Below are 14981 nucleotides of genomic sequence, written 5' to 3'. Positions count from 1 at the left end.
AAGCCAGGAGTTGTACGCCATTCCCTAACTGGGGAAAGCGCCTCTCGCCACCGCCCCTACCCCCGCTTCACGCCCAGCTTCACGCCCAGCTTGCTGATCGCGTGCACGAAGTTGTTCGGGGCGATCTCGATGTTTCCCGTCCACTTCAGGTCCGGGAACCGGGCCAGGATCTGGCGATAGGCTTCCTCCAGCTGGATCTGGGCCACGCGCTTGCCGATGCAGGTGTGGGGGCCATAGCCGAAGGCGATGTGCTTGTTGGCGTTGGCGCGGGTGACGTCCAGCTGGTCCGGCTCGGGGAACATCTCCGGATCGCGGTTGGCCGCGCCGTAGTACATGATGACCTTCTCGCCCTCGCGGATCAGCTGGCCGTTGACCTCGACATCGGCGGTGGCCGTGCGGCGCATGTAGATCACCGGGCTGACCATGCGGATGAACTCATCGACCGCGCCCGAGAGCAGCGAAGGATCGTCGATCAGCTTCTGCTTCTGGTCCGGAAACTCGGTCAGCAGCTTCATCGCGCCCGACAGGGTATTGCGGGTGGTGTCGTTGCCGGCGAAGACGATCAGCAGCCACGAGCCGTCCAGATACTCGTCGGCCAGCAGGGCGCCATCGACCTGAGCGCGCGCGATGGCGGTCATCAGGTCTTCCTTCGGGTCCTCGCGACGCTTCTTCAGCATCGTGCGGCCGTACTCGAACATCTCCTCGACGCCGTTGTTGAAGTCCTGGACGAACTGCATCAGCTCCAGGGTCGGGGCGACCGGCGCGGCGGCGTTCTGGACGGCGAGGTCCTGGGCGCGCTCCAGATAGTGCATCCAGGTCAGGAACTTCTTCCGGTCCTCGGGTGGCACGCCGAGGATTTCGCACAGGGTGAACAGCGGCAGGATCGAGCTGAAGTGCTCGACCATGTCGATCTCGGCGCCGTCCGCCAGCAGCGGCTCCATCTCGTCCAGCAGCCGGGTGACCTCGGCCCGCACCCGCTCGGTCAGGCCGCGCAGATAGGCCGGGGTGAAATAGGGCATGTGCTCGCGACGCAGCTGCAGGTGATGCGGCGCGTCGAGATTGATCATGGTGTCCATCGACGCCCGGAACAGCAGGGCGTGTCGGCGATCGGGCGGGCCCATCGCCATCAGGATGCCCCCGCGCTGGGACGAGAAGGTCGCCGGATCGCCGTTCACCCGCTGGACGTCGTCATAGCGGGTCAGGGCCCAGAAGCCCGGACCGTCATAGGGCTCGGCATGCCACATGACCGGGGCGTCGGTGCGCATCCGCGCGAAGTCGGCCCAGGGCTGGCCCTTGGTGAAGCGGAAGATGTCGGCGAGGTCGACGCCGCTGAGCGTCGGATAGGTCGGCGGCGCGCCGGGGCCGGCCTTGCCGTCCACCACTGTCTGGCTGATCAGGTCCATCGCGACGCTCCCAAATTGGCGTCCCTTTGAACGCCGTTCTTTGACGCGACGATAACCCGGAACCGCCTTCCGCCAACGGCGCCGCGACGGCAACTTGCGTAGCGACGGTTTCTGGGCTCACCCTCCAACTGAACATCGATCACGCGGGTCACACGCGGACGACCAGAGCCCTTCTGAAAAGAAGGGCTCCAACACTAAGAAATGAGCGCGCCAAGCGCGCTCCTAGGGAGAGTGCGATGACCGGGATCATCGAGGCCGACTACGTGATCGTGGGCGCAGGCTCGGCCGGCTGCGTGCTCGCAGCCCGGCTGTCCGAAGGCGGCAAGTTCAAGGTCGTCCTGCTGGAGGCCGGCGGCGACGACCGCCCGACCAAGAACCTCTCCCAGTTCGCCTCGAACCTGATGATCCACATCCCGGTCGGCTACTCGTCGACGCTGAAGGATCCCAAGGTCAACTGGCTCTACAGCACCGAACCCGACCCCGGGACCGGCGGCCGCAGCCACATCTGGCCGCGCGGCAAGGTGCTGGGCGGCTCGTCCTCGATCAACGCCATGCTCTATGTCCGCGGCCAGGCCGCCGACTATGACGGCTGGCGGCAGCTGGGCTGCGAGGGCTGGGCCTGGGACGACGTCCTGCCCTACTTCCGCAAGGCCCAGAACCAGGAGCGCGGCGCCTGCGACCTGCACGCCACCGGCGGGCCGCTGAACGTCGCCGACATGCGCGACGCCCACCCGATCTCCGAAGCCCTGATCGAGGCCTGCGACCAGGCCGGCATCCCGCGCTATCCCGACCTGAACGGCCCCGACCAGGAAGGCGCGACCTGGTACCAGGTGACCCAGAAGAACGGCGCACGCTGCTCGTCCGCCGTCGCCTATCTGCATCCGGCCATGGGCCGGGCGAACCTGCGGGTCGAGACCAATGCTCTCGCCAGCCGCGTCCTGTTCGAAGGCAGGCGCGCGGTCGGCGTCGAGTTCGTCCAGAACGGCGTCAAGCGCGTGGTGAAAGCCAAGGGCGAGGTGATCCTGGCCGGCGGGGCGATCAACTCGCCGCAGCTGCTGCAGCTGTCGGGCGTCGGCCCCGGCGCCCTGCTGCGCGAGCACGGCATCGCGGTCGTCGCCGACCTGCCCGGCGTCGGCGAGAACCTGCAGGACCACTACATCGTCGCCGCCCGCTATCGCCTGAAGTCGGGCACGGTCTCGGTCAACGAACAGAGCAAGGGCGGACGCCTGGCCGCCGAGGCCATGAAGTACCTGCTGTTCCGCAAGGGCCTGCTGACCCTGTCGGCCGCGCACGTGGCGGCCTTCTGCAAGTCGCGCCCGGACCTGGCGGGACCGGACATCCAGTTCCACATCCTGCCGGCCACCATGGACCTGGCGAAGCTGTTCAACGAGCAGAAGATGGAGCTGGAAGGCGCGCCGGGCATGACCATCGCCCCCTGCCAGCTGCGCCCGGAAAGCCGCGGCCATATCCGCATCAAGTCGGCCGATCCGGCGACCTATCCGTCGATCTTCGCCAACTACCTGGCCGATCCGCTGGACCAGGAGGTCACGGTCGCGGGCCTGAAATGGGCGCGCAAGATCGGGTCCCAGCCGGCCATCGCCCAGTATGTCGAGCACGAGATGAACCCCGGCCCGGACGTCCAGACCGACGAGCAGTTGCTGGACTTCGCCCGCCAGACCGGCTCGACGCTCTACCACCCCGTCGGCACGTGCCAGATGGGGACCGGTCCGATGGCCGTGGTCGATGCGCAGCTGCGCGTGCGAGGCGTCGAGGGCCTGCGGGTGATCGACGCCTCGATCATGCCGCGCCTGATCTCGGGCAACACCAACGCCCCCTCGATCATGATCGGGGAGAAGGGCGCGGCGATGATCCTCGCGGCGGCCAAGGAAGCGGTGGCGGCCTAACCCTTCCCCCGCTCATCCCCGCGAAAGCGGGGACCCATACTGACGCGCCGCTTGGGTCCCCGCTTTCGCGGGGATGAGCGGAGAAATGACGAGGTATCGCGATGCACCCCTACCTCCACGCCCAGTCCGAGCCCGACAAGCCGGCCTACATCATGGCCGGCTCCGGCGAGGTCGTGACCTACGCCCAGCTGGACGCGCGGTCGAACCAGGGGGCGCATCTGTTCCGCTCGCTCGGTCTCCAGCACGGCGACGTCGTCGCCATCCTGATGGAGAACAACGCCCGCTTCTTCGAGGTCGCCTGGGCGGCCCAGCGCGCGGGCCTCTACTATGTCTGCGTCTCGACCAAGCTGACGGGGGCCGAGGTCGAGTACATCCTGAAGGACTGCGGGGCGAAGGTGTTCATCACCTCCACCGCCATGGGCCCGCTGATCGACGAGGTCGCCAAGCTGGTGCCGGACCTCACCCTGTTCGCGGTCGGCGGCCCCAGCGGCGCCTATGCCAGCTTCGAGGACGCCCGCGACGCCGAGGCGACCACGCCGATCGGCGACGAGACCGCCGGCTCGGACATGCTCTATTCGTCCGGCACCACCGGCCGCCCCAAGGGCGTGAAGCCGGCCCTGAACGGCGGCCCGATCGACGCGCCCAACGCCTTGCAGATGATGGCTCAGGGGCTGTTCGGCTTCAGTGGCGACAGCATCTACATCTCGCCCGCCCCGCTCTATCACGCCGCGCCGCTGCGCTGGTGCATGACCGCCCACAAGCTGGGCGGCACGGTGATCGTGCTGGAGAAGTTCGATCCGGAAGCCGCGCTCGCGCTCATCGAAAAGCACAAGGTCAATTGCGGTCAGTTCGTGCCGACCCACTTCGTGCGGATGCTGAAGCTGCCGCAAGAGGTCCGTGCGAAGTACGACGTCTCCAGCATGAAGTCGGCGGTCCACGCCGCCGCTCCCTGCCCGGTGCCGGTCAAGGAACAGATGATCGCCTGGTGGGGTCCGGTGATCTACGAGTACTACGCCGGCACCGAGGGCAACGGCTTCTGCTGGATCAATTCCGACAACTGGCTGGCCCACAAGGGCAGCGTCGGCCAGGCGGTGCTGGGCGAGCTGCGCATCTGCGATGACGCGGGCGACCCGGTCCCGCCGCGCACCGAGGGCGCGGTCTACTTCGCCAACGGCCCGGCGGTGAACTACCACAACGCCCCGGACAAGACGGCCGAGAGCTACAACAAGCACGGCTGGACCACGCTGGGCGACGTGGGCTGGGCCGACGAGGACGGCTACCTGTACCTGACCGACCGCAAGAGCTTCATGATCATCTCGGGCGGGGTGAACATCTATCCGCAAGAGATCGAGAACCTGCTGATCACCCACCCCAAGGTCGCCGACGCCGCTGTCGTGGGCGCGCCGCACGAGGAGATGGGCGAACAGGTGGTGGCGGTCATCCAGCCGATGAACCCGGCCGACGACCAGGCCGCACTCGCCGAAGAACTGATGGCCTTCGCCCGCGCCAATCTCAGCCACGTGAAGTCGCCGCGCCGCATCGACTTCATGGCCGAACTGCCCCGCCACCCGACCGGCAAGCTCTACAAGCGCCTGATCCGCGACGCCTACTGGGGCAAGGGCGAGAGCCGGATCGTCTAGCCGGGGTTGACCCGGCTTTCGCCGGCTGGTTTTTGTCCAAACAACTGTTTGGGAGGATGAGTCATGAAGGAAGTCGCCTACGCCGATATCGCCGGCCTGGTCGGTGAAGAGATCGGGGTGTCCGACTGGGTCGAGGTCACCCAGGAGCGCGTCAACCTGTTCGCCGAGGCCACGGGCGACCACCAGTGGATCCACGTCGACGTCGAGCGCGCCACGCGCGAGATCGGCGGCCCGATCGCTCACGGCTACCTGACGCTGTCGCTGATCCCGATGCTGGGCGCGGACATCCTGCGCGTCACCGGCGTCACGCGCGGCATCAACTACGGCTGCGACAAGGTCCGCTTCACAGGCATGGTCCGGGTCGGCAAGCGCGTGCGCATGCGCCAGAAGCTGGTCTCCGTCGAGCCCAAGGCCGGCGGCCTGCAGATGAAGAACGAGTGCACCATCGAGATCGAGGGCGAAGAGCGCCCGGCCTGCGTGGCCGAGACGATCTCGATCATCTACGGGGCCTGAGGGTCCGGAAACCTCGCCCTTCGACAGGCTCAGGGTGAGGTTTCCTACTCGGCCGATTTTGATCCTCACCCTGAGCTTGTCGAAGGGCGAGGATCACGCGCTGGCCGGAATCGAGGCATCCTCGTCATTTCAGTAGACGGGTGCATGAGCTAGCCAGTCCCATGCTCCAGCTCCGCCCCAACTGCGAACTGTGCGACGTCGACCTGCCGCCGCACGCGCCGAACGCCCGCATCTGCAGCTACGAGTGCACCTACTGCACGGACTGCGCGGACAACGTCCTGCAGAACGTCTGCCCGACCTGCGGCGGCGGCCTGCAGCCTCGGCCGATCCGACCGAAGCAGGCCTACCACCATCCGCATATTTCACTCGGCCTGGGCTTCCATCCGGCCAGCGACGTCCGCAAGTACAGCCGCTGGAGCCGTGACGAGATCGCCGCCATGACCGCGCGGCTGAAGGATGTCCCTCCAGAGGAGCGTTAGGCGTATGGCCAAGCAGCACGACTACACCTGTCTGATCGAATGGACCGGCGACCGGGGCGACGGCACGCGGACCTATCGCGGCTATGACCGCACCTGGAACATCGCCACGCCTGGCAAGCCGGTGGTCAATTGCTCGAACGACCCGCTGCTGGGCGGCGACCCGACGCTGCACAATCCCGAGGACCTGCTGCTGTCCTCGCTCTCCGCCTGCCACATGCTCTGGTACCTGCACCTGGCCAGCAACGCCGGCATCGTGGTGAAGGGCTACAAGGACCAGCCGATCGGCGTCGGCGAGAGCACGCCCGACGGCGCCGGCCGCTTCCTGAGCGCGACGCTCAAGCCCCACATCCTGGTCGAACGCGGCGCGGACCTGGCCAAGGCCGACGCGGTGCATCACCAGATCCACAAGGTCTGCTTCATCGCCCGCTCGGTGAACTTCCCGGTCGACTACGCGGCGACCTACGAAGAGGTCGACTAGCCCCTCAGGACCCTTCCGGCGGCCCCGGCATCTTCGGGAAATTGAAGCGCGCCGGCGGCGGCTCGACCCACGGCGCGGCCTCGCTGAGATAGACGTTCGACACCGCCTTGAAGGCCGAGGGATCGGCCAGGGTGGCGGCGAAGATGTTCATGTGCGCGGTCCCGCCGGCCGACTGGGCGAACATCCGCGTCCCGCAGGCCGCGCAGTGCCAGTTGGTCACCTGGTGACCCGCGTCCGACGACCGATGGAAGGTCTTCGTCTCGCCCTCGAACGCGAAGCCGGCGAAAGGGACCGAGAAGGCCGAGACATACGGCGCGCCGCTCAGTTTCTGGCAGGCGCGGCAATGGCAGTTCACCGACCAGAACGGCGGGGCCGAGCAGACATAGGTCACCGCTCCGCAGAGACAGCTTCCCGCGATCGGCGGCGTCATTCCGGCCAGAGCCCGCATGAAGAGATCCTCCCCGGCGCGATCTTCTAGGCCAGGCGCGCACCGTGCAAGGCCGCCGCCGTCGCCGCATCGGCTGGCAGGAAGGTCTCGATGGCCAGTTCCGAGACCATCACGTCCAGCGGCGAACCGAAGGTCATGGTGGCCGAGAGGAACGACAGCTCCCCGCCCGGCGACTTCAGCCGCAGCGGGGCGGCGATCATGCCCTCGCCGGCGCGGGGATGGGCCTCGCCGCCGGGATAGGCCGACAGCTCCCTGATCAGGTCGGCCAGCTCGGCGTCGCCGCTCTCGGCCAGTTGGCGGCGCAGGCGCGAGAGGATGTGGCCGCGCCATTCGGCCAGGTTGGCGATGCGCGGCGCGATGCCCTCGGGGTGCAGGCTGACCCGAAGCACATTGACCGGACCTTCTAGCAGGCCGGGCGAGACGCCCTCCAGCAGCGGCGCGATGCCGGCGTTGTGGGCCAGCATGATCCAGCGGCGGTCGATGGCCAGGGCCGGGAACGGCATGTGGGCGTGCAGCACCGCCTCCACCGCCGTCCGCGCGGCGGCCAGGCCAGGATCGTCATAGGCCCGCTCGGGGAAGACCGGCGCGAAGCCGGCGGCCAGCAGCAGGGCGTTGCGTTCGCGCAAGGGGACCTCCAGGCATTCGGCCAGGCGCAGGACCATGTCCCGGCTGGGCGCGGCGCGGCCGGTCTCCAGGAACGACAGGTGCCGGGTCGAGATCTCGGCGTCGAGGGCCAAGTCCATCTGGCTGAGGCGGCGCTTCTGGCGCCAGTCGCGCAGGCGTTCGCCGACGGTCGCGGTGGGGGTCGGTGCGGTGAGGGTCGCGGTGCTCATGGGATGGAAGCTAGGGCGGCCCGCGCGTCGCCGCCATTACCTCCCGCGTAATCGACGCTGGGCGTGGCTGGCGAAATCCTGAGCCGGCTCGATGACGAGCCCGGAGACATCGCCATGACCGCCGCCCTGCCCCGCCGTCACGCCCTGACCGTCATGACCGGCCTGGGCGCCCTCGTCGCCAGCCTGCCCACCTCGGCCCAGGCCGCGCCGAAGCCCGCCGCGCCTCGTCGCCCCGCCTCGATCGTTGCTCGCGACGGAACCCGCCTCTACCACCGCGACTGGGGCGAGGGCCGCGCCGTGGTGTTCCTGGCCGGCTGGGGCCTGCCGTCCGAGTGCTGGGCCTACCAGGCCGCCGCCCTGTCGGAGGAGGGCCTGCGCTGCATCGCCTATGACCGGCGCGGCCATGGCCGTTCGGACGCGCCGTGGAAGGGCTACGACTACGACACCCTGGCCGACGACCTGGCCGCGGTGCTGGAGCAGCTGGATCTGCGCGACGTAGTGCTGGTCGCCCACTCGATGGCCGCCGGCGAGGTGGTCCGCTACTTCACGCGCCACGACGGCGCGCGGGTGGCCAAGGTGCTGTTCCTGGCCCCGCTGGACCCCTGCCCGGCCCGCAAGCCTGACAACCCCACCGGCTATCCGCCCGAGGCCTTCGAGCAGTTCCGCACCCACGTGCTGATGCGCGACTATCCGCGCTGGCTGGAGGAGAACGCCCGGCCGTTCGTGACGCCGACCACCTCGCGCGAGATGATGGAGTGGATCCGGGGCCTGATGCTGGGCACGACGAGCAAGGCGCTGGTCGAGTGCAACCGCTCGGCCACCACCGCCGACTTCCGGCCCGACATCCCGCGCGTGCGCGTCCCGGTGCTGGTCATCCAGGGCGACAAGGACGCCTCGACCCCACTGGAGACCAGCGGCAAGCGCTATGCGGCCCTGGCCCCGAACGCCAGGCTGATCGTCTACGAAGGCGCGCCGCACGGAATCATGTTCACCCATATCGAGCGGCTGAACGGGGACATTCTGCGGTTCGCCAAGGGTCACGACTGAGTTGCGTCGGCCGATCCACGGGCGCAGAAAACGTCCCTTCGCTTCAGGGATGACCCATGACCTTCAAAGCCCGTGGCCGCGCCGTTCTGCTCTCGCTCCTGCTCTGCGGCGCCGCCTTGCCGGCGGCAGCCCAGGTCTCTTCCAAGACGGCCCCGCCGGTCCCGGCGATCCTGAAGACGGCCGAGGCCAGGGACATCCACTCCTACGCCCAACCGCTGGTGGCGCGGGTCACCCACATCGACCTCGACCTGACCGCCGACTTCGCCGGCCAGAAGATGACCGGCACGGCGGCCCTCGACATCGCCGCCGCGCCGGATGCGAAAGAGGTGGTGCTCGACAGCAAGGGCCTGGTGATCCACGGCGTCACCGACGCCAAGGGCAAGGCGCTGTCCTGGACCCTGGGCGAGGCCGACCCGATCCTGGGCGCGCCGCTGACGGTCCAACTGAACGGCGCCAAGCGCATCGTCGTCCGCTATGACAGCGCCCCCGGCGGCGCGGCGTTGCAGTGGCTGACCCCGTCCCAGACCGCCGGCAAGAAGAGCCCGTACCTGTTCAGCCAGGGCGAGGCGATCCTGAACCGCAGCTGGATCCCCACCCAGGACAGCCCCGGCATCCGCCAGACCTGGACCGCCCGCATCGTCGCGCCCAAGGGCCTGAAAGCGGTGATGAGCGCCCGGATGCTGACGCCCGATGGCGAGCCGCTGAAGGATGGATCACGAGCCTATCGCTTCAGCATGGACAAGCCGGTCGCCTCCTACCTGATCGCCATCGCGATCGGCGACCTGACCTTCACCCCGCTGGGCAAGCGGACCGGCGTCTATACCGAACCGTCGGTGATGAAGAAGACCGCCAACGAGCTGGTCGATGTCGAGAAGATGGTCGCGGCGGCCGAGAGCCTCTACGGCCCCTATGCCTGGGGCCGCTACGACCTGCTGGTGCTGCCGCCGTCGTTCCCGTTCGGCGGCATGGAGAACCCGCGCCTGACCTTCGCCACGCCCACCATCATCGCCGGCGACCGCTCGCTGGTCAGCCTGGTGGCGCATGAGCTGGCGCACTCGTGGTCGGGCAATCTCGTCAACAACGCCACCTGGGCGGACTTCTGGCTGAACGAGGGCTTCACCGACTACTTCGAGAACCGGATCATGGAGAAGCTCTACGGCAAGCCGCGCGCCGACATGCTGGCCGATCTGGGCTGGAGCGACCTGCAGGACGCGATCAAGGACGCCGGCGGCCTCAGCAGCGCCGACACCCGCCTGCATCTCGACCTGACGGGCCGCGATCCCGACGACGGCATGACCGACATCGCCTACCAGAAGGGCGCGACCTTCCTGCGCACCATCGAGAAGGCCGTCGGCCGGGCTCGCTGGGACGCCTATCTGAAGGGCTATTTCGCCCGCCACGCCTTCCAGAGCCAGACCACGGCGGGCTTCGTCGCCGACCTGCGTCAGAACCTGATCAAGGGCGATCCCAAGCTGGAAGCCGCGATCGGCATCGACAAATGGGTCTACGAGGTCGGGCTGCCGGACAACGCGGTGCACGTGAAGTCGGCCGCCTTCCCGGCCGTGGACGCGCTGGCCGAAGCCTACGCCAAGGACGGTCCCGCCCCGCTGGCCCAGTGGAAGGCCTGGAGCACGCCCGAGCGCACGCGCTTCATCGCCAGCCTGCCCCGAAAGCTGTCCGACGAGCGCTTGGCCGCTCTGGACAAGGCGCTGGGGCTATCGGCGCAGGGCAACAGCGAGATCCGCTTCGTCTGGCTGGAGCTGGCGGTGGCCAATCGCTACCAGCCGGCCGTGCCGTCGCTGGAGGCCTTCCTGACCGAACAGGGGCGCCGCAAGTTCGTCGCGCCACTGTTCAAGGACCTGATGGCGCAGGGCGACTGGGGCCAGCCGATCGCCAAGGGGCTCTATGCGAAGACCCGGCCGCTGTATCATGCGGTGACGCGGCAGACGGTGGATGGGATCGTGAAGTAGGCGGCCTGACGCCCACGCTTACAAACTTCCGATCTCCCCGGCGAATGCCGGGGCCCAGATCGAACTCACCAATCTTCGCCGAGTTGACGGAACGCATCTCGGATCAGCCCAAACCGCTCCGGATGAATCTGGGCCCCGGCATTCGCCGGGGAAATCGGGGTTTTTGGTAGGGTAAGCGCCCCCAAAACAAAACGGCCGCCGGATCGCTCCGGCGGCCGCTTCGTCAGTCATAGGCAGGCGTTCAGTGCTTGATCGCGTCGCCGATCTTGTCCTGCACCTGGCCGACCTTGTTCTGGATGTCGCCTTTGGCCTTCTGGGCGACGCCCTCGGCTTCGAGACGCTCGTTGCCGGTGGCCTTGCCGACGGCTTCCTTCACGGCGCCCGCGCCCTTGTCGATGGCGCCTTCGACACGATTGGTGCTCATGGCTCGCTCCTGCATGCTGTTGTTGCGTTGCAGAAGAAACGGGTTCGCCGTGGGGCTGGTTCCGAGAAACCCGCCTAGCGGGAGGAGCCCATCGCCGTCGCCGACACCGCCGCGGCAGGCGTCGCGCCCGGTATGGTCGGCTCGGGTTTAGCGGCTCGCGCCTGCATCACCGGCGCACCAGGGATCTTGTCGAGGATGGCCAGGGTCTCGCGGATGAACTTAGCGTGGGTGACGATGCCGATCTCCAGGCGCTCGCCCGACAGCTCGACCTGCTGGGTCAGGAGGCCAGCCACGAACTGGACCTCCTGGCTCTCGGTCGCGCCCGGCCGCCGGCGCGCGCCCTCGGCCATGAACACCGGCCCGCCCGAATTGCCGGGGAACACCGAGAAGTCCATCAGGAAGGTCGGGAAGTTGGTCGCCGGGGCCAGCGGATACGAAGCCACGCGGCCCGAGCGCAGGATCGGGAACCCGGCCGGATTGGCCGACAGGCCGCGCGGGAAGCCCAGCGCCATCATCTCGTCGCCGGGGCCGAGGTTCCACTTGTTGAAGGTGTCGTCCTGGGCCAGGTAGTTGATCGGGATGGCCGCCTTGACGAACTCCGGCGGGGCCTCGACCACCATGGCCGCGACGTCGCGGGTCGGGTGCTTGGTCCACAGCGGATGGTCGCCATCGCGGATCTTCAGCGTCTCGGGATCATAGCGCCAGACGCCTTCCGAGCCTTGAATGCGATAGCCGATCTTGGCCGACATCGACGGCATCTTCTCGAAGACGTGGGCGGCGGTGATCAGGATGGTCCGCGGCTTGCCGTCGGGACCCGGATCGGAAATCAGGAAGCCCGTGCCAACGGTGCGCGAGCCGTCACCGAGCGGCTGCTCAAGCTGGACCGTCGCCTTGATCAGGTCGACGGACAGATCCAACGGCATGACGCCCCCTTGATACGCAATCACTCGCCCGACACGCAGAGGAGTTTGACCACAGGATTCTCGCGCCGCAAGTTGTCGTTCTGCCGCACTCGCGCGTTAGGACGGTTGGGGGAATTTTCTGCTCATGGACCGGCGACAGATGATGACGCGCGCCGTCGCGGCGCTTACGTCATCCCCCACAGTCCTCCCTGGAATAGCTTTCGGATCCGCCATGTCCTCTGACACCGCTCGCCCTGTTCCGCCCGTCGCCAAAAAGGTCCCGAAGACCATCGAGCAGCTGGGGCGCACGCGCGTCGACGACTATGCCTGGATGAAGGACGACAACTGGCAGAAGGTCCTGCGCGACCCGACCCTGATCAAGGCGGACGTGAAAGAGCACCTGACGGCCGAGAACGCCTACACCAAGGCCATGCTCGCCTCGACCGAGGCGCTGCAGACGAAAATGTTCGAGGAGATGAAAGGTCGCATCAAGGAGGACGACGCCTCCGTCCCCGCCAAGGATGGTCCCTTCGAATACTACACCCGCTTCGAGAAGGGCGCGCAGCACCCGATCCACGCCCGCAAGCCTGTCCCCGGCGGGGCCGAAGAGATTCTCCTCGACGAGGAGACCGAGTCCAAGGGCAAGGCCTTCTACCAGGTCGGCGCGGCCAGCCATTCGCCGGACCACAAGCTCTACGCCTGGGCCGTCGACGAGCAGGGCTCGGAAGTCTACCGCGTCCATGTGAAGGACCTGGCCACCGGCAAGGTCCTGGAAAGCCCGGTCGAGAGCACCACCGGCGACTTCTGCTTCTCGCCCGACAGCCAGTGGCTGTTCTGGACCTTCCGGGACGACAACGGCCGTCCGGCCAAGATCTATCGCCGCCCGACCAAGGGCGCGGCCAAGGACGACGTGCTGATCTATGATGAGCCGGACGAAGGCTTCTTCATCGGCGTCGGCGTCACCTCTTCGGAGAAGTTCGTCGTCATCTCGTGCGGCAACCAGGAGACCAGCGAGGCGCTGATCATCCCGGCCGCCACGCCGACCGCCGCGCCGGTCGTCTTCCATCCGCGAGAGGTCGGCGTCCGCTACGAGGTCGAGCACTGGAACGACCACTGGGTGATCCGCACCAACGCCGACGGCGCAGTGGACTGGAAGCTGGTCACAGCGCCCGAGACCGCCACCGGCAAGGCCAACTGGAAGGACTGGATCGCCCACCAGCCGGGCCGCCTGATCTCCGGGACCATGGCCTTCAAGCGCTGGTTCGTGCGCCTGGAGAAGGTCGACGCCCTGAACCGCGTGACCATCACCACCCCAGACGGCGTGGACCACGCCATCGCCTTCGACGAGGCCGCCTACGCGCTGAGCCTCGAAGGTTCTTACGAGTACGATACCGACACCCTGCGCTTCGTCTACAACTCGATGACCACGCCCCGGCAGTGGTTCGACTACGACATGGCCGCGCGCACGCGGACCCTGCGCAAGACCCAGGAGATCCCCTCGGGCCACGATCCGGCCCAGTACGAGACCCGCCGCCTGAACGCCAAGGCCAGCGACGGGACCGACGTGCCGGTGTTCATCCTGATGAAGAAGGGGACCAAGCTGGACGGCTCGGCCCCGCTGCTGCTGTACGGCTACGGCAGCTACGGCATCTCGATGGAGCCCAGCTTCTCGATCCGCAACCTGAGCCTGGTGGACCGCGGCTGGATCTGGGCCACGGCCTGCCCGCGCGGCGGCTCGGAAAAGGGCTGGGGCTGGTTCCTGGACGGCAAGAAGTTCAAGAAGAAGAACACCTTCACCGACTTCATCGCCTGCGCCGAGCACCTGCACGCGGCCGGCTACGGCAAGCCGTCGAACACCGTGGCCTATGGCGGTTCGGCCGGCGGCCTGCTGATGGGCGCGATCACCAACATGCGCCCGGACCTGTTCGCCGGCATCATCGCGGCCGTGCCGTTCGTCGATGTCGTGAACACCATGAGCGACACGAGCCTGCCCCTGACCCCGCCGGAGTGGCCCGAATGGGGCAATCCGCTGGAGGACAAGGAGGCCTATGACTACATCGCCAGCTACTCGCCGTACGACAATGTCGGCGCGAAGGCCTATCCGGCCGTGCTGGCCACCGGCGGCCTCTCCGATCCGCGCGTCACCTATTGGGAGCCGGAGAAATGGGTCGCCAAGCTGCGGCCGGCGACGACCAGCGGCAACCCGGTGCTGCTGAAGATCAACATGGAGGCCGGCCACGGCGGCGCCTCGGGCCGCTTCGACTTCCTCAAGGAGATCGCGCTGGACTACGCCTTCGCGGTCTGGGCCGTCGAGAAGGGCTGGTCGAAGTGAGCGTCACCATCCGCCCCTCCACCGACGCCGACCTCCCCGCCATCACCGCCGTCTACGCCTGGAACGTCCTGAACGGCCTGGGCACCTTTGAGGAGGTCCCCCCGGACGAGGCCGAGATGGGTCGCCGCCGTCAGGCCTTCCTGGATCGCGGCCTGCCCTATCTCGTCGCCGAGCTGGACGGCGAGGTCGTCGGCTACTGCTATGCCGGCCCGTTCAGGTTGCGCGCCGCCTATCGCTTCACGGTCGAGGACAGCGTCTATGTCTCGCCCAAGGCGGTCGGAAACGGCGTCGGAAGGGCGCTCCTGGGCGCCCTGATCGAGGCCTGCGAGACGCTTGGCCTGCGGCAAATGTGCGCGGTGATCGGCGACAGCGGAAACGCCGCGTCGATCGGCCTTCACGCCGCTCTTGGCTTTGAAAAGAAAGGCGTTTTCCCGGACATGGGCCACAAGTTCGGGCGGTGGGTCGATCTGGTCTGGATGCAGCGTTCGCTGAACGGCGGTGGCGAAACCCAGCCGGATGCGGCCGGAATGTCACTGAGCGGCGTATAAACCATTCTCATCGCAACAACGCTTAACCAATAATCGGGCACCTTCCTCGACCATAGATAG

Annotated in this window: 12 protein-coding genes and 2 pseudogenes; 9 read left to right on the top strand and 5 right to left on the bottom strand. The window is 67.6% G+C overall.

Annotated elements, in window-relative coordinates:
• Nucleotides 1-56: 56 nt before the first annotated feature.
• Complete coding sequence (locus tag AC07NN_RS11310; protein WP_494640720.1) at nt 57-1403, bottom strand: cytochrome P450; 1347 nt, start codon at nt 1401-1403, stop codon at nt 57-59.
• Nucleotides 1404-1639: 236 nt separating this feature from the next.
• Between AC07NN_RS11310 and AC07NN_RS11305 the strand changes: the two genes are divergently transcribed.
• The 5 genes from AC07NN_RS11305 to AC07NN_RS11285 all read left to right on the top strand — a co-directional run bounded on the left by AC07NN_RS11305 (nt 1640) and on the right by AC07NN_RS11285 (nt 6417).
• Complete coding sequence (locus AC07NN_RS11305) at nt 1640-3307, top strand: GMC family oxidoreductase (protein ID WP_494640718.1); 1668 nt, start codon at nt 1640-1642, stop codon at nt 3305-3307.
• A 101-nt stretch (nt 3308-3408) separates the two neighbouring features.
• On the top strand, nt 3409-4947 hold the full coding sequence (locus AC07NN_RS11300; protein WP_494640716.1) for an acyl-CoA synthetase: 1539 nt from the start codon (nt 3409-3411) through the stop codon (nt 4945-4947).
• Nucleotides 4948-5010: 63 nt separating this feature from the next.
• Nucleotides 5011-5460, top strand: a complete 450-nt coding sequence (locus AC07NN_RS11295; protein ID WP_492858635.1) for a MaoC family dehydratase — start codon at nt 5011-5013, stop codon at nt 5458-5460.
• 161 nt (nt 5461-5621) lie between these two features.
• Entirely contained in the window at nt 5622-5939 is a 318-nt protein-coding gene (locus AC07NN_RS11290; protein ID WP_494640714.1) for a DUF1272 domain-containing protein, read from the top strand.
• Between the two features lie 4 nt (nt 5940-5943).
• Nucleotides 5944-6417 carry an OsmC family protein gene (locus tag AC07NN_RS11285; RefSeq protein ID WP_494640713.1) on the top strand — a complete coding sequence of 158 codons (474 nt, stop codon included), beginning with the start codon at nt 5944-5946 and terminating at the stop codon, nt 6415-6417.
• Between the two features lie 4 nt (nt 6418-6421).
• On the opposite strand, the gene AC07NN_RS11280 is transcribed toward AC07NN_RS11285, so the two are convergent.
• Both AC07NN_RS11280 and AC07NN_RS11275 read right to left on the bottom strand, forming a co-directional pair.
• Nucleotides 6422-6865, bottom strand: a complete 444-nt coding sequence (locus AC07NN_RS11280) for a GFA family protein (protein WP_494640711.1) — start codon at nt 6863-6865, stop codon at nt 6422-6424.
• 26 nt (nt 6866-6891) lie between these two features.
• Nucleotides 6892-7698, bottom strand: a complete 807-nt coding sequence (locus tag AC07NN_RS11275; protein ID WP_494640709.1) for a helix-turn-helix domain-containing protein — start codon at nt 7696-7698, stop codon at nt 6892-6894.
• Nucleotides 7699-7761: 63 nt separating this feature from the next.
• On the opposite strand from AC07NN_RS11275, the gene AC07NN_RS11270 reads away from it, so the two are divergent.
• The gene (locus tag AC07NN_RS11270; protein WP_494640707.1) at nt 7762-8745 is read left to right on the top strand and encodes an alpha/beta fold hydrolase; all 984 of its coding nucleotides are present in this window, start codon (nt 7762-7764) and stop codon (nt 8743-8745) included.
• Nucleotides 8746-8801: 56 nt separating this feature from the next.
• Nucleotides 8802-10715 (top strand): M1 family metallopeptidase, encoded by a 1914-nt coding sequence (locus tag AC07NN_RS11265; RefSeq protein ID WP_494640705.1) that lies wholly within the window; start codon nt 8802-8804, stop codon nt 10713-10715.
• A 227-nt stretch (nt 10716-10942) separates the two neighbouring features.
• Here the strand turns inward: AC07NN_RS11265 and AC07NN_RS11260 are convergent.
• Both AC07NN_RS11260 and AC07NN_RS11255 read right to left on the bottom strand, forming a co-directional pair.
• Nucleotides 10943-11154: pseudogene (locus AC07NN_RS11260) on the bottom strand (CsbD family protein).
• A gap of 59 nt (nt 11155-11213) precedes the next feature.
• Nucleotides 11214-12151: pseudogene (locus AC07NN_RS11255) on the bottom strand (trypsin-like serine peptidase).
• A gap of 35 nt (nt 12152-12186) precedes the next feature.
• Here AC07NN_RS11255 and AC07NN_RS11250 point away from each other — a divergent pair.
• Nucleotides 12187-14373 (top strand): S9 family peptidase, encoded by a 2187-nt coding sequence (locus AC07NN_RS11250; protein WP_494640703.1) that lies wholly within the window; start codon nt 12187-12189, stop codon nt 14371-14373.
• On the top strand, nt 14370-14921 hold the full coding sequence (locus tag AC07NN_RS11245; protein ID WP_494640701.1) for a GNAT family N-acetyltransferase: 552 nt from the start codon (nt 14370-14372) through the stop codon (nt 14919-14921). The genes AC07NN_RS11250 and AC07NN_RS11245 overlap by 4 nt, the downstream gene beginning before the upstream one ends.
• The last annotated feature ends 60 nt before the right edge of the window (nt 14922-14981 follow it).

It is taken from the genome of Caulobacter sp. GW821-FHT09H08, from assembly GCF_059415885.1.
This window is presented reverse-complemented; position numbering and strand designations above follow the sequence as displayed.